At 67.5% G+C, this 13,347-nt stretch carries 16 protein-coding genes and 1 tRNA gene; 6 read left to right on the top strand and 11 right to left on the bottom strand.

What is annotated here, in order from left to right:
• Positions 1–44 precede the first annotated feature (44 nt).
• Positions 45–815, top strand: coding sequence for a hypothetical protein (locus NO360_RS08890; protein ID WP_256307437.1), 771 nt, complete (start codon positions 45–47; stop codon positions 813–815).
• Positions 816–1,003: 188 nt separating this feature from the next.
• Here the strand turns inward: NO360_RS08890 and NO360_RS08885 are convergent.
• From NO360_RS08885 to NO360_RS08855, 7 genes are all read right to left on the bottom strand, one after another.
• A tRNA-Thr gene (locus NO360_RS08885) sits at positions 1,004–1,076 on the bottom strand.
• 55 nt (positions 1,077–1,131) lie between these two features.
• Positions 1,132–2,124: a class I SAM-dependent methyltransferase gene (locus tag NO360_RS08880; protein ID WP_256307436.1), complete on the bottom strand. Its 993-nt coding sequence runs from the start codon at positions 2,122–2,124 to the stop codon at positions 1,132–1,134.
• Between the two features lie 93 nt (positions 2,125–2,217).
• Positions 2,218–3,072 carry a universal stress protein gene (locus tag NO360_RS08875; protein WP_256307435.1) on the bottom strand — a complete coding sequence of 285 codons (855 nt, stop codon included), beginning with the start codon at positions 3,070–3,072 and terminating at the stop codon, positions 2,218–2,220.
• A gap of 63 nt (positions 3,073–3,135) precedes the next feature.
• On the bottom strand, positions 3,136–3,531 hold the full coding sequence (locus NO360_RS08870; protein ID WP_256307434.1) for a hypothetical protein: 396 nt from the start codon (positions 3,529–3,531) through the stop codon (positions 3,136–3,138).
• Positions 3,528–6,137, bottom strand: a complete 2,610-nt coding sequence (locus NO360_RS08865; RefSeq protein ID WP_256307433.1) for a heavy metal translocating P-type ATPase — start codon at positions 6,135–6,137, stop codon at positions 3,528–3,530. The genes NO360_RS08870 and NO360_RS08865 overlap by 4 nt, the downstream gene beginning before the upstream one ends.
• 162 nt (positions 6,138–6,299) lie before the next feature.
• Complete coding sequence (locus NO360_RS08860) at positions 6,300–7,034, bottom strand: sulfite exporter TauE/SafE family protein (RefSeq protein WP_305149186.1); 735 nt, start codon at positions 7,032–7,034, stop codon at positions 6,300–6,302.
• A gap of 108 nt (positions 7,035–7,142) precedes the next feature.
• Positions 7,143–7,364, bottom strand: a complete 222-nt coding sequence (locus NO360_RS08855; protein ID WP_256307431.1) for a DUF8131 family protein — start codon at positions 7,362–7,364, stop codon at positions 7,143–7,145.
• A gap of 99 nt (positions 7,365–7,463) precedes the next feature.
• Here NO360_RS08855 and NO360_RS08850 point away from each other — a divergent pair, with 99 nt between their 5' ends.
• Genes NO360_RS08850 through NO360_RS08830 form a run of 5 tightly spaced genes read left to right on the top strand, consistent with a single transcriptional unit; the run spans position 7,464 to position 10,984 of the window.
• Positions 7,464–7,745, top strand: coding sequence for a ba3-type terminal oxidase subunit CbaD (locus tag NO360_RS08850; RefSeq protein WP_256307429.1), 282 nt, complete (start codon positions 7,464–7,466; stop codon positions 7,743–7,745).
• Positions 7,746–7,749: 4 nt separating this feature from the next.
• On the top strand, positions 7,750–8,265 hold the full coding sequence (locus tag NO360_RS08845) for a cytochrome c oxidase subunit II (RefSeq protein WP_256307428.1): 516 nt from the start codon (positions 7,750–7,752) through the stop codon (positions 8,263–8,265).
• A 1-nt stretch (position 8,266) separates the two neighbouring features.
• The gene (locus NO360_RS08840; RefSeq protein WP_256307427.1) at positions 8,267–10,063 is read left to right on the top strand and encodes a b(o/a)3-type cytochrome-c oxidase subunit 1; all 1,797 of its coding nucleotides are present in this window, start codon (positions 8,267–8,269) and stop codon (positions 10,061–10,063) included.
• The gene (locus NO360_RS08835; RefSeq protein WP_256307426.1) at positions 10,063–10,278 is read left to right on the top strand and encodes a CbaC protein; all 216 of its coding nucleotides are present in this window, start codon (positions 10,063–10,065) and stop codon (positions 10,276–10,278) included. The genes NO360_RS08840 and NO360_RS08835 overlap by 1 nt, the downstream gene beginning before the upstream one ends.
• A 28-nt stretch (positions 10,279–10,306) precedes the next feature.
• A complete protein-coding gene (locus NO360_RS08830; protein ID WP_256307425.1) occupies positions 10,307–10,984 on the top strand; it encodes a DUF7546 family protein in 678 nt (225 codons plus the stop codon).
• Between the two features lie 118 nt (positions 10,985–11,102).
• Here NO360_RS08830 and NO360_RS08825 read toward each other — a convergent pair whose 3' ends face one another.
• The 4 genes from NO360_RS08825 to NO360_RS08810 all read right to left on the bottom strand — a co-directional run bounded on the left by NO360_RS08825 (position 11,103) and on the right by NO360_RS08810 (position 13,251).
• Complete coding sequence (locus tag NO360_RS08825; RefSeq protein WP_256307424.1) at positions 11,103–11,297, bottom strand: hypothetical protein; 195 nt, start codon at positions 11,295–11,297, stop codon at positions 11,103–11,105.
• A 65-nt stretch (positions 11,298–11,362) separates the two neighbouring features.
• Positions 11,363–11,593, bottom strand: coding sequence for a hypothetical protein (locus NO360_RS08820; protein WP_256307423.1), 231 nt, complete (start codon positions 11,591–11,593; stop codon positions 11,363–11,365).
• Between the two features lie 78 nt (positions 11,594–11,671).
• Complete coding sequence (locus NO360_RS08815; protein WP_256307422.1) at positions 11,672–12,886, bottom strand: TIGR04347 family pseudo-SAM/SPASM protein; 1,215 nt, start codon at positions 12,884–12,886, stop codon at positions 11,672–11,674.
• A complete protein-coding gene (locus tag NO360_RS08810) occupies positions 12,883–13,251 on the bottom strand; it encodes an Htur_1727 family rSAM-partnered candidate RiPP (protein ID WP_256307421.1) in 369 nt (122 codons plus the stop codon). Before NO360_RS08810 ends, NO360_RS08815 begins: the two co-directional genes overlap by 4 nt.
• Between the last annotated feature and the right edge of the window lie 96 nt (positions 13,252–13,347).

The following is a 13,347-nucleotide window of genomic DNA, read 5'->3' as shown; positions in this document are numbered from 1 at the left end:
CTTAGAGCGGGAGAACTATGATGACAAGTTGAAAATAGCTGGTTATGAGAGGTCGCGTCGCTACGCTGAAGCGATACGCCAGCGGTGCGAGAATTATCGGAATCAGTCTTTTTCTTGCTACGTTGTCGCAAGTCTCGAAGTATCTGGGGAAACTGGGGGCGAAAACCGAGGGAGTCGGTATTGCGTATATCGGCCTGATTAGACGGGTTATTGACCCGAAAGAGGCAGAAAAGGTCCGTGAGGAAATTCTTGGAGATTTTCATCTGGTCGTGGAAGATTACAAATCGCCTCAAAGGCCGGAATACGGTAGTTGGGGTCAATGGCATTTGGCTATCAACGCGGTTGCTCAAGATCACGAAGAAACCCTCAACAAGGGTGAAACAATTGCCAGCCTGTGTCTCGCAGCTATCGCCGTTCCGCTGGCTTTCGTTCCGGTTGGTCAGATTCTGTCGGCAGGGTTGAGCCTGCTATTCCTGCTTCTAGCAGGGGTTCTGGTTGCTGCTGTGAGCCTCCGCGTTGCTGTGATGGACCTGCTTGCGTTCACTGACCCCGGAACGAAAGACAGGACGCGGTTGAAGAATATGTGGGCGTGGAATTACTGGATTCTCGGCCAAACAGCCGTTATGATCGTCGTTCTAGGGGTCGTAGCGTTGGGAAGGATTAGCCGTGATATGCGTGAGGAAACAGTTCGTGAAATCAGGGAACTTCCCCGTCGAATTAGCGACGGAGAGGAAGTCAACCAGTACGAAGCAGTGAAGCGAATCGCTAAAGCGGCCTACCGCGCCGAGGTTGCCCCACAGTCCGACGACGAATAGTGCGGCGGTAGACGCCCTCGCCGCTCGCGTTGAACCACCACCGCGTCCCGCCGGACGTGGAACGGGAAGTCACCACACCGTGCGACACCCACGAATCGCCAGCGGGACGGTCAATAGTCGGGTGGACCCAGTAGTTGAACGTTTCAGAAAATCGGAAGAATACGCCCGGATTTAATTTTCCGGTTCAAAGCCGGAGGAGGGATTTGAACCCTCGACCTATTCCTTACGAAGGAATCGCTCTGCCAGCTGAGCTACCCCGGCGCGGTCGTCGAGACGCACTCGTTCGTACTGCGATGAGTAAGAAAAGGCTTCCGAATCAGCGTTCGGTCAGACGGACGTCGAGACAGACGTTGTACTCGTGCGGGGCGTACGAACGCACGACGCGCTCGGTCTCGACGGCGACGTCGTAGTCCGCGTCGGCGTCGGCGACGGCCTCGCGAATGGCCCGCTCGCCGGGGCCGAACGGGTCGTCTTCGTGCTGAATGTCGTAGTAGTGGAGGACGCACTCCTGGCCAGCGAGTTCGACGGCCGTGTCGAGGAAGTCGCCGGCGCTGTGCGGGAGGTTCATCACCAGCCGGTCAGCCCAGCCGGCGTACTCGCCCACGAGGTCTCGCACGTCGCCCTCGACTGCCGTCACGCGGTCTTCGACGCCGTTCCGTCGGGCGTTCTCCCGGAGGTACGCCACGGCAACCGGGTTGAGGTCGCAGCCGACGACCGCCGCGCCGCGGCCGGCCATCGGGACGGCAAAGGGTCCGACGCCGGCGAACATATCGATCACGCGTTCGCCGGTCTCGACCTGCGAGATCACGCGGTGGCGCTCGGTCGCGAGCCGCGGCGAGAAGTACACCTCGGCGATGTCGAGCGCGAACTCGTGGCCGTACTCTCGGTGGACCGTCTCCGTCGACTCCCCGATCAGCACGTCCCACTCGCGCACCCTGAGTTCGCCCTTCACCTTCGAGGCCCGGTTGACCACCGTTCGCGCTCGGAGGTCCGACTCGACGATGGCGTCGGCGATCCGGCGCGCTCGCTCGGCGTCGTCCTCGTCGAGGATCACCACGTCGCCGAGTCGCTCGTAGGAGGGCTCGAACCCGAGTACGTCCGCGGGTGCCGTCTGCGTCTCCCTGGCGGGGGCGTCGCGCTCGACGATCACGTACTCGCTCGGGACCGCCGCCGGGTCGACGATCGGAATGTAGAGGTCGCCGGACTCGACCGTGATCTCGTGCTCGCGGTCGACGAGGTCGCGATCCGCCAGCGTCGTGCGGGTCGCTTCGCCCTCGTCGGTCGGGACGCGGACGCAGGGGACTCCCATACCCGGGCCTGGCGAGCGACGGGAGTAAGCGTGACGTTTCCGTTCCGGGGGCGGCGCGGTGCGAGAGTCGGACGCGTCCGTCCCAAACGCGTCTCACCGGGCGGGGACGACGAGCACCGGCGTCTCGGAGAGGCGGACGACCTTCTCCGCGACGCTGCCCAGAACGAACCGTTCGACGCCGGTTCGCCCGTGCGTGCCGAGCACCACGAGATCGGCGTCGGTATCCTCGCAATAGTCGAGGATGACTCGATGCGGGACGCCGTGCTCGATCGTGTCGGAGACCCGGACGCCCGCCGAGTCGCCCAGCGCGACGACCCGGTCGACCGCCTTCCGGGCCGCTTCCTCTTGGGCGTCGACCGTCTCGCTCGACCGAATGCGAGCCTTCGGGACGACAGACAGCGCGTGAACGACGGCGTCGGACTGGCCCGCCAGGTCCACGCCCCAGCGTTCGGCGGGTGCGGCGGCGTCGCTTCCGTCCGTCGGCACGACGACGTCGTCGTAGGGGCGGGTACCGGTCGCGTCGGTCCTCACGGTGAGGACCGGGACCGGCGAGAGTCGGACGGTCTTCTCGGCGACACTGCCGATGACGTACCGCTGGAGCCCGCTCCGACCGTGGGTGCCCATCGCGACGAGGTCGATACCGCCGTCCTCGACGGCATTGAGGATCTCCTCGTGCGGGAAGCCCGCTTCCACGGTCGTCCGGACGTCGACGCCCGCCTCGCGCACCCGTGTCGCCGCGTCTTCGACGACTGCTTCGAATTCCGCTTCGACCTCCTTCCGTTCGGTCACGGTCGAGAGGACGTACGGGTTCACCACCGACAGCAGGTGAATCTCAGCGTCCGCCGCCGCCGCGAGTGAGATCGCGTGATCGAGCGCCGCATCCGCGCTCTGGCTGCCGTCGGTCGGGACCAGGATTCGTCCGAGTTCGACGGACGGGTGTTGGCTCATACCCGTGGATTCGGGAGGCGGCGAGAAAAAATCCGGCCATCGGTGGCGGTGGGCCCCGGACGGTCACCCCGAACCGGCGGCTGCCCCGCCGGCGACGGCACTCAGATAGGCTTCGACTTCGGCGGCCGCCCGGTCGGGATCGGTGTAACTGTCACCGAGGCCGACCTCCCGCCGCCGCCACTCGCCGTCGTCGCGGTCGAAAACGTCGACCCACCAGTACAGCGACAGCCCCTTCGAGAACTCGACGACGCGGACGCGGTGGTCTCCCGCGTCGTTTTCGTACACCGTCGTCCGGTCGCTGCAGCGAGCCGTCCACCCCGCGGGGAGGTCCACGTCGTAGGGGTCCGCGGAGTCCGCGTCGCTCTCATCGCGTCCGAAGCGGTTCTCGACGTCGACTGAACGATCTTCGGCGCCGGCTCGACGGTCCGCACCGTCGACCGGACCCTGCTCGTCGTTCATCGGGGATACGTGTCCGTGTCGCCCTCGGAATTTGTAGCTCTCGGTTCGCCGTCCGCCTCGGCTGGCGGGCGGACGATCGACCGCGAGGAGTTGGCCACGACGAGGAGGCTGCTCGCGCCCATCGCAACCGCGGCCAAGAGCGGGTTGAGCACGCCGGCGATCGCCAGCGGGACGGCGACCAGGTTGTACACGAACGCCCACCCGAGGTTCTCCCGAATGCGACGATGGGTCCCGCCGGCGACGGCGAACACGTCGGGGACCGCGTCGAGGCCGCGGTCGACGATCACGGCGTCGGCCGCGCTGCCGGCGAGGTCGGTGCCGGAGCCGAGCGCGATCCCCACGTCCGCCGTCGCGAGCGCCGGCGCGTCGTTCGAACCGTCCCCGACCATCGCGACGGTGCCGCGAGAGCGGAGCCGCCGAACCGTCTCGGCCTTCGCGTCCGGCGGCACGCCGGCGAACACCTCGTCGACGGCGTCGTGGCGTCGGAACCGCGCCGTCGCCCGCTCGTCGTCGCCCGTGAGCACGACGATATCCCGCTCTTCCCCGAGGTCGGCGACGACGGCGTCCCACTCCGTCCGCGGGGCGTCGCCGACGGCGACGAGGGCGCGTGCGCGTCCGTCCCAACCGACGAACGTCGGGACGCCCCCGCCGTCGCGGACCTCGGCCGACGACGACGCGAGCCCCGCAGGGATCGATAGCCCGTGCGATTTGAGGAGTTCGGGGTGCCCGACGACGATCTGCCGCTCGCCGTCGACGTCCGCCGCCGGACCGCCGTAGTCAGTCAGATCGACGTCTCCAGTCACGCCCTTCGGGTGCGTCTCGGCGTCGCTCACCTCGGGAAGCGCCCCGGGAGCGGCGTCGACGACGGCCGCGGCGATCGGGTGCGAGTCGTATCGCTCGACCGCCGCGGCGAGTTCGAGCGCGACCGCACCGTCCCCGTCGTCGTGAGCGACGGTTCCGACGAAACGGCCGTCGTCGACGCCAACGCCGCCAGCGACCTGTCCGCCGTCGGGCGCAGCGCCGGCCGACGGCGAGGGCTTCGACCCGTTGGCCCCGCCCGTGACCACGTCGACGACCTGCATTCGACCGTCGGTCAGCGTCCCGGTCTTGTCGAAGACTACGACGTCGGCGTCGGGAGCGTCCTCGAAGACCGCGTCGGAACCGACGACGATCCCCGAATCGGCGGCGTCGCGGACGCCCGCGGCGACGGCGAGCGGCGTCGCGAGCCCCAGCGCGCAGGGACACGAGACGACGAGCACCGTGAGCCCCGTCAGAATCGACTGGGCGAGGGGCGCGCCGGTCGCGAGGAAGCCGACAGTGGTGAGCACCGCGAGCGTGAGGACGAGCGGGACGAACACCGTCGCGAGTTTGTCCGCGAGCCGCTGGGCCCCGGACCGTGAGGATTGGATCTGCCAGAGGCGCTCGACGAGCCGATCGAGCGTGCTCGCCGCGGAATCTCCCACCTCGACGGTGATCGGGTCGTCGGTGACGACGGTGCCGCCGAGGACCTCGTCGCCGGGGGATCGGCGGTCCGGGAGCGACTCGCCCGTGACGAGCGACTCATCGACGGCCGCGCTCCCGTCGACGACGACGCCGTCGACGGGAATCCGCTCGCCCGGCCTGACGAGCACCCGGTCGCCTGGCGACAAGTCCTCGACGGAGACCGTCTCGGTCGAGCCGTCCGCCGCGAGTCGCGTCGCGTCCTCGACCCGGGCGCTCGTCAGGTCCGTCAGCCGACTCGCCGCGCCGCGCTTGATTCGGTCCTCGTAGTAGTTGCCGACCGTGACCACGAGCACGATGGCGACGCTGACGTCGAAGTAGACGTGCGTCCGTCCGGCGATCATCGAACCGACGCTGAAGACGTACGCCGAGACGGCCGCGAGCGCGACGAGGAGATCCATATTCGGCTGGCCCGCGCGGAGGCTGACGTACGCCCCGCGGAGCAGCGGGTAGCCGGTGTAAAACAGCACGATCGAGGACATCACCCAGACGTTCCCGAGGACGTAGAGGCCGTCGAAGCCCCCGAGGTCCACCATCGGCTCGAAGCCGAGATAGGTCGGATACAGGAAGACGGCGTACCAGACCATCACCATCATCCCGAAGACGCCGCCGCCGATGAGGAACGTCGCCAGGCCCGCCCGGTCGTCCTCTCGCGTCGCCTCCGGGTCGTCGACGTCGTAGCCGTACCGGCCGAGGTGCGAGCCGAGTTCGTCGACGTCGGTCCGTTCGGGATCGTACGTGACCGAAAGCATATCCGTGGCATACGACGCCTCGGCGGCGTAGACGCCGTCGTCGTTCGCCGCGGTGGATTCGATGAACGTCTCGCAGGTCGCACAGTGCATCCCGTCGACCGAGAGGTACGTCTGTTCGGCGTCGTCCGGCGGTTCGTCGCCGTCGCCCGCGCTGTCGCCGTCGCCACTCTCCGAACCCAGTTCGGTCTCGACGTCGGCGTCGTCGACTGCGTCGGGACCGCCGAGCGCGCGCGACACCTCTAGGCACCCGCGACAGCAGTACGTCCCGTCGACGCCGTCGTCGCTCACGGGCGGGTCCGGCGTCGGCAGGTCGCAGAGCGAACAGGTCTCGGTGTCGCCGCTCTCTGCGGTCATCGATGCGCACCCGCAGGCCGCGTGTCCTCGGTGTCCCATTCCCGCTCCTGTGTGATCCCTGGGCTCGATCGCGCGCACCGGCGCGATCTCGGCGTCGTCCGGACGCGTCCTCCGGCGAACGCGCCCTGCCCCACGGGACCGTCTACGCCGAGCGTCATAGTGTTACCCCAGCGGCTGGTAGATCGGGACCATCGGATGGGGGATGTGGATCCCGACGAGCATCAGTCCGTGCGCCAGGGGCAGATACCCCAGGAGCAGAAACGCCGCGCCGAGAACGCGGTGCAGCGACCGGCGACGCCCCGCCGACAGCGACCCGAGCGCCGTCCCGTAGACGAACAGCGTCGGGAAGGTGCCCAGCCCCAGGAGCGACAGCAGGAACGCCGCGCGGATCGGATCACCGATCACGAACGCGTACAGGTAGGCGGGGAAGGTGATCGGACACGGGAGAAAGGCGTGTCCGAAGCCGAGCCCGGCGATTCGGACGTCGCCGACGAGAGCGTCGACGCGGCTGGTGAGCGCGGTGCTAACTCGGGTGAACACGGCCGAGAGCCGTCCGGGGAGGCGAACCGTCCCGCCCGTCCCCCCGCGGAGGTACGAGACGCCCGTCACCATAATCAGACTCCCGACGAGGATGCCGGTCGCCGCCCTGATGCTGTTGCCGAAGGCGACGACCGCATCGACCGCACCCACGGTGACCGCGCCCACGAGTGCGAGCGCGGCACCGACGATCGCGTAGCCGCCGGCGCGCCCGAGGTTGAACAGGGCGTGTTGTCTGACCTGGCGGAGCGACAGTCCGACGTCGCGCTCCTCGGTCGCCTCGAGACGGTCGGCGTAGACGCTCACCAGCGGCCCGCACATTCCCAGACAGTGCGCGCCCCCGAGCGCGCCGATGATCAGAAAGACGCCCGCCTCAACGTTCGACGCGGCGAGGGCGCCGACGTCGACCGCGGAGAGCGGGGCGGCGGCCGCGACGTCATCGAGAAGCGGGAGCGGAGTCACGACCGTTCAGAGGGCCTCGTCGCTCGCGTTCTCGACGCCGTTGTCGGCGTGGGCTTCGTGCGCCTCCTCCTCCGTCGGCGACATCAGGAGGTACAGGCTCACGGCGATGATGAGGACGTTGATCAGCGTGATCGCGCCCGCCCACCAGGTCCGAAAGATCCCGAAGGCGAGGACCGGCAAAAGCGCCAATAGCGCGACCATTCCAGCGCGTCGTGGCGTCACTTCCATACCTGCACGTTTGCCCCAGTTTGATTCCACATTTCGCCGATTCCCATCTCGTAGGAATCTCTCTGCTCGTTAAAGAAGGTCCGGTCGATAGCCAGCAGTATGACAGCGGAGTCGGATACGGACGCAGGCGAGGTTGCGACCCCGTCGGGGGACGCGACCAGCGAGAACGGACCACCGGTTCCAGACCCCGAGTCGGTCGACGACGAGGGATACGTCATCGGTTCTGGACGGTCCGGAATCGTCAGACGGATCGACCACGACGACTTCGATCCCGTCGGGACGCTCGTCCTCATCGCGATCTATATGGTGATCGTCGGCGCGATGTGGATCTTTATGTACTTCGTCGAGTTCCTGGGCGGCGATCTCACGGTAATCGGGTGATATAATGGACATTCACAGGTACGAGAAAATCTGGCTCGCGGGCGCATTGCTCCTCATCGTCGGCTTCATCGCAACGGTCTCCTACGGCGCGGTCGGGGCGGGGATCGCGATGGTCGACGACGAGGGGGGACAGGTGGATCCGGCGTCCCTGGAAGAGCATCCGAAGTTCGGAGAACCCGGGACCTACCAGACCGGCGAGAACGAGTACGACGTCTACGTCGTCGCCAGGCAGTTCCTCTTCGAGCCGGGGACGTCCGAGCCGATCCGCGTCCCCGCGCACTCGACGGTGACGTTCCACGTGACCTCCGCCGACGTGATCCACGGGTACGAGGTGGTCGGCACGAACGCCAACACGATGGCGATTCCCGGGCAGGTGGCGACGATCACCGTCGAGTTCGGCGAACCGACGGAGTACGGACTCCTCTGTAACGAGTACTGCGGGAGCGCCCACCACGCGATGGAGGGCAGCCTCGAAGTCGTCCCACAGAGCGAATGGAACGAGAGTATGGCGGTGAACTGAGATGGCCACGTTCGTCGATAGATATCCGGACGAAGCGAAAGTCGTACAGGCGTCGTTCGCGGTTTCGTTCATCGCACTGGGAATCGGTGCGCTGTTCGGGCTGATCCAGGCGCTCCACCGCACGGACGTCCTCCGCGTGATCGACTCGGTCGACTACTACACGCTCCTGACGGCCCACGGGGTCCTGCTCGCGCTGGTGTTCACCATCTTCTTCCTCGTCGGGCTGTTCACCTGGGCGGTCACCCGGAGTTTCGACAGACCAGTGCCGGACATCCGGCTGACGTGGGCGTGGTTCGGACTGATGACGACCGGCGCGACGCTGGCCGCGATTGCGATCCTCGCCGGACTGTTCCCCGAGATTCCGATGAGCGCGGACGTGCTGTACACGTTCTACGCGCCGCTGCAGGCCCACCCGATATTCTACATCGGGCTGGCGATGTTCATCATCGGCACGTGGATGGCCGGCGCGGACTGGTTCCTCGCCTACCGCGGCTGGCGGAGCGAACACCCGAACGACCGCATCCCGTTGCAGGCCTTTATGGTCCTGACGACGATGATTATGTGGTTCGTCTCGACGATCGGGGTCGCCGTCTCGGTCGTGTTCTTCCTCATCCCGTGGTCGCTCGGTCTCGTCGAGAGCGTCAATCCGCTACTCACGCGGACGCTGTTCTGGTACTTCGGCCACCCCGTCGTCTACTTCTGGCTGATGCCCGCGTACCTGCTGTGGTACACGGTGCTCCCGAAGCTCTCGGGCGGCCGCCTCTTCAGCGACCCGCTCGCCCGCGTCGTGTTCGTCCTGTTCGTCCTGCTGTCGACGCCGGTTGGCATCCACCACCAGTATCTGGACCCCGGCATCGCGGAGGGCTTCAAATTCATCGCGATGACGAACACGATGTTCCTCCTGCTCCCGTCGCTGCTGACGGCGTTCACCGTCGTCGCGAGCGTCGAACACGGGGCGCGCCAGCGCGGCGGCGAAGGGTACCTCCGGTGGCTGGGGGCGCTCCCGTGGCGCGACCCGGCCTTCGCCGGGATGGCGCTCGCCGGCCTGATGTTCGCTGCCGGCGGCTTCTCGGGGATGGTCAACGCCGGGATGAACATCAACTATCTCATCCACAACACGCTGTGGGTGCCGGGCCACTTCCACATGACCGTCGGCACCGCAGTCGCGCTGACGATGATGGCCGGCACCTACTGGCTGCTCCCGCAACTCACCGGAAAGACGGTGTACAGCCGACCGATCGGGCTCCTGCAGGTCGTGCTCTGGTTCATCGGGATGGTCTTCATGTCCAACGCGATGCACCGCGGCGGCCTGCTGGGCATCCCGCGGCGGACCGCCGAACCGCAGTATCAGAACTTCGACTTCGCCACCGCGGTCGGGAGCGTCGGCGAGATACAGATGCAGATCGCGCTCGGGGGACTGCTGCTGTTCCTCAGCGTCGTCCTCTTCCTGTTCAACGTCGCCGCGACGTGGGCGGACGACCGCGTCGACACACCCGTCGACGACCGGATTCCGGAGCCGCTGTCGCCGCCGAGCGGCGCCCCGCTCGTCCTCGACAACCTCGCGCTGTGGACCGGCATCGCGATCGTTCTGGTCGTCCTCGCCTACACGCTGCCGCTCGCTGGGATCGTTAGCGACGCGGGGCTCCTCGGCCAGAGCCCGGGCTTCCCGGTCAGCGTCTCCGTCCAGTCCGTGATCGAGGCGACGCGGTCTGCGCTGGCGAGCCTTTCGCCCGACGCACTCGCGGGGGTTCGGCCGGTCGACGCCGTGTCTGAGCGGCTGCTCGAGGTGATCCGCTGATGCGCCGACTCTCGCCGGCGCTGTTCCTGGTGCTCGTGGCCTTCACGATCCCCGTCGCCATCGAGCTGCGGACCGTGGCCGGGTTCTTCGGCGTCGACCTCCCGTTCGTGGCGGTCGTCGTCGTCGAGGTCGTGCTGCTCGCCGTACTCGTCGCGATCTACGTTATGGGCCGGCTCACACCGGACGAAGACGAAGACGGGGCGGCGACGCCGTAAGCCGCCGTCCGCGGACACAACTCCTCAGATGTCACACCGCTCGATCCGGCGTTTCCGCCCGTCTCCGAGCGCGGGGACGAAGCGCGCGTTGCTCGCCCTGATCGCCGTCGAGTCGCTGCTCGTGGGCGGGTATCTCCTCCTGACCGACGCCGCGGTCCTGTCGGTTCGCTACCTCGTCTATCCGTTCGTCTGGATCAACCTCGCAGTGGTGACGGTTCGCGCCGTCGACGTTCCCCTCCCGACCGACCGTCGCTCCGGCGGCGCGGCGGTCGTCGCCGTGGGGTACCTACTCGTTCTCGCGTGGACGAGCGGGCTGCTCGCCGTCGGCTCGGGCGGTCCCCTCTCCGTTCGCCTCGCTCCGGCGATGCCCGGCTGGGGACCGGTACTGCTCGTCGACGGTCCGGTGTCGCTCGCACTCGTTCCATTCGAGACTATCGGATACGCCGGGCTCGCGACGCTCGTCTACGTCGGCGTCGCCCGCGCGGCGGCCGGCGTCCTCTCGGGACTCGTCGGGCTCGTGACGTGCGTGAGTTGCGTTGGACCGGTCGTCGCCGCGGTGGTCTCGGGCGTCCTCGGGGGGGCGTCGACGGCGGCCGCGGGCGCGTCGACGACGGTGCTCGGGGTGACGACCGGCGCGTACGCCTACGACCTCTCGACGGGGCTGTTCGTTCTCACGGTCGCCGCGCTGTGGGCGACGCTCCGGTGAGTGTCCACCCGGCACCGACGCTCATACGCTGATTCTCTCGGCACCGACGCTCCCCGCACCGAGAGTTCCGACACGACCGTTTCTGCGCGTACCGCTCCCGTGTCGGCGCTCAGCGCTCTCAGGTCCGATCCAGCGACCGGGCCAGGGTGCGCATCGCTTCCGTCTTCTCGTCGACGTAGACGGGACACGGTCGGGTTTCGTCGAGGCTCTGGATGACGGACTGCCGGAAGTCGTGCGTGCAGGACGCCGTGAAAGAACTGCGGTGAGGACAGGCCGCACAGCACTGCGGGAAGGGAAGGTCGGCACTCGCCATTGGTTGGTGCTTGGTACCACGACTCAGTAAGTAAGCCTTACGCCGCGACGAGCGTTCGCACGGCGTCAGTGACGCTTGGGGACGGCGCGGCGCGCGGCGGCGCCCGTCAGGAGGAGCGCCGCGCCGAACACGACGGTCATCGCCAGTTCGGGCGTCAGCGCGCTCAGGCTGCCGAAGGAGTCCAGGATCGCGTACCCGGCGACCGCCGTCAGGACGAGACCGAGGACGACGAAGACGCCGAGAGCGATCTTGAGGGGATCGATGCCGACGGAACGGGTTAAACGGGAGTGGCTCATCTCGATTTCAGATACGTGTCGAGAAGACATATAAATGGAAATCGGTTCTCAATCGGCGGGAATCGTATCGAGGGCGACTCAGTCGGCCGCGGACCCGGACGACTCGACGGCGCCCTCGAGCCGTTCGTCGCGAGTCAGATAACACTGCGGGTCGGGGCCGAAGACGTCGCCGCTCCCCGCGAGCGCTCGAAGGCGCGACCCGCCGCGGCAGATGTCCTGGTACCGACACGCCGCGCACTTGCCCGTCAGGTGCTCCTCGCGGTTCCGGAGCGCCCCCAGCAGCGGGTTCGACTCGTCCTCCCAGATCGCGCCGAACGGTCGATCGCGAACGTTCCCGAGACTGTAGCCCTGCCAGAACTGCGTCAGGTGGACGTTGCCCTGGTAGTCGACGTCGGCGACGCGCTCGCCCGTCGGGTCGCCGCCGTTGACTTCGAGATAGCGACGCACCGCGTCGGCCTTCGCCGCGCCGAACCGCTCTCTGGCGTACTCGACGAGGAACGCGGCGTCGCAGTAGTTGCCGACGAGCAGCGTCTCGATCTCCTCGCCCGCGTCGTGGTAGTCGAGCGTGGTCTCACAGAGCCGTTCGACCGCCTCCCGGCGCTCCGAGGGCGAGAGGTCGGCGTCGGCGATCTCTCCGCCGCGGCCGCCGTAGTCGAGGTGGTAAAAACAGAAGCGGTCGACGCCGACCTCCGAGAGCAGGTCGACGACGGGTTCCATGTCCGCGGCGTTCTTTTCAGTGATCGTGTAGCGGAGCCCGGTCTTCAACCCCGCGTCGAGGAAGTTCTCGATGCCCCGGACGGCGGCGTCGAACGCGCCCTCCTCGCCGCGGAACGCGTCGTTTCGCTCGGGCATCCCGTCGACGGAGACCCCGGCGTACTTCAGCCCCGCGTCGCGGAGGGCGGCCGCGCGCTCCGGCGTCGCGAGCGTGCCGTTCGTCGAGAGCACCGGACGGATGCCGGCGTCCGACGCGTGGGCGACCAGTTCTTCGAGGTCGTCGCGGACGAGCGGTTCCCCGCCCGAGAAGAGCACGACCGGGACGCCGTAGTCGGCGAGTTCGTCGAGCAGTTGCTTGCCTTCGGCGGTCGTCAGTTCACCCGGGGCGGCGTCGAGGTCCGCGCCGGCGTAGCAGTGCTGGCAGTAGAGGTTGCAGCGCCGCGTGAGGTTCCAGACGACCACCGGCTTCGTCGTCCGGTCCTCCGTGATCTGCTCGCGGGCGGAGTCGCGACCGTCGTCGTACCGGAGGCCGTCGCCCTCGGCGTCGAGGTCGCAGAGGAGTTTGCTGATCGAGATCATCGCGACGACCCCCCCGAACCGCCGGCCACGGCCGTCTCGTCCACGGTGCCGCCCTCCTCCGCTTCAGCATTCGCCTCCGCTTCAGCGTTCGTCTCCCCTTCGCTCGTCGATCCGCCCGACGACCGCCCTCCGCCCAGTTCCCGCTCCGTGAACCGCGCGACGTCGTCGGCCCGACAGACCCACAGGGTGTGTGCGGTCCACCCGAAGAGGTCGGCTGCCTGCTCTCGGGCGACGGCCGCGCTCGGCGCCGAGACGCTCCCGACGTGTCGCAGCGACTCGCTCCGGTCCGCGCGGAGGAACACTTCCCACTCCGGCGTCGTATCGCCCCGCGGTTCGGTCACGCGCATTCTCTTCGAGTCCGTCATCGTTCCATACGGGTAGGTCGACCCCCGAACGAGTTCCGCCCGTTTTCGGAGATTGGGAACGATTCGATCCCGCTTAATGGCTGAGGACCCTAACGC

Origin of the sequence: Halobellus litoreus (genome assembly GCF_024464595.1) — an archaeon.
Taxonomy (GTDB): Archaea; Halobacteriota; Halobacteria; order Halobacteriales; family Haloferacaceae; genus Haloquadratum; species Haloquadratum litoreum.
The sequence above is the reverse complement of the archived record's forward strand: the minus strand, read 5'-3'. Positions and strand labels throughout refer to the sequence as shown.

What these genes read in the sequence shown, in the direction of transcription:
- NO360_RS08890 (WP_256307437.1), top strand. Translation starts at nt 45, where the DNA reads ATGAGAGGTCGCGTCGCTACGCTGAAGCGATACGCCAGCGGTGCGAGA.
- NO360_RS08880 (WP_256307436.1), bottom strand. Translation starts at nt 2,124, where the DNA reads ATGGGAGTCCCCTGCGTCCGCGTCCCGACCGACGAGGGCGAAGCGACC.
- NO360_RS08875 (WP_256307435.1), bottom strand. Translation starts at nt 3,072, where the DNA reads ATGAGCCAACACCCGTCCGTCGAACTCGGACGAATCCTGGTCCCGACC.
- NO360_RS08870 (WP_256307434.1), bottom strand. Translation starts at nt 3,531, where the DNA reads ATGAACGACGAGCAGGGTCCGGTCGACGGTGCGGACCGTCGAGCCGGC.
- NO360_RS08865 (WP_256307433.1), bottom strand. Translation starts at nt 6,137, where the DNA reads ATGACCGCAGAGAGCGGCGACACCGAGACCTGTTCGCTCTGCGACCTG.
- NO360_RS08855 (WP_256307431.1), bottom strand. Translation starts at nt 7,364, where the DNA reads ATGGAAGTGACGCCACGACGCGCTGGAATGGTCGCGCTATTGGCGCTT.
- NO360_RS08850 (WP_256307429.1), top strand. Translation starts at nt 7,464, where the DNA reads ATGACAGCGGAGTCGGATACGGACGCAGGCGAGGTTGCGACCCCGTCG.
- NO360_RS08845 (WP_256307428.1), top strand. Translation starts at nt 7,750, where the DNA reads ATGGACATTCACAGGTACGAGAAAATCTGGCTCGCGGGCGCATTGCTC.
- NO360_RS08840 (WP_256307427.1), top strand. Translation starts at nt 8,267, where the DNA reads ATGGCCACGTTCGTCGATAGATATCCGGACGAAGCGAAAGTCGTACAG.
- NO360_RS08835 (WP_256307426.1), top strand. Translation starts at nt 10,063, where the DNA reads ATGCGCCGACTCTCGCCGGCGCTGTTCCTGGTGCTCGTGGCCTTCACG.
- NO360_RS08830 (WP_256307425.1), top strand. Translation starts at nt 10,307, where the DNA reads ATGTCACACCGCTCGATCCGGCGTTTCCGCCCGTCTCCGAGCGCGGGG.
- NO360_RS08825 (WP_256307424.1), bottom strand. Translation starts at nt 11,297, where the DNA reads ATGGCGAGTGCCGACCTTCCCTTCCCGCAGTGCTGTGCGGCCTGTCCT.
- NO360_RS08820 (WP_256307423.1), bottom strand. Translation starts at nt 11,593, where the DNA reads ATGAGCCACTCCCGTTTAACCCGTTCCGTCGGCATCGATCCCCTCAAG.
- NO360_RS08815 (WP_256307422.1), bottom strand. Translation starts at nt 12,886, where the DNA reads ATGATCTCGATCAGCAAACTCCTCTGCGACCTCGACGCCGAGGGCGAC.
- NO360_RS08810 (WP_256307421.1), bottom strand. Translation starts at nt 13,251, where the DNA reads ATGACGGACTCGAAGAGAATGCGCGTGACCGAACCGCGGGGCGATACG.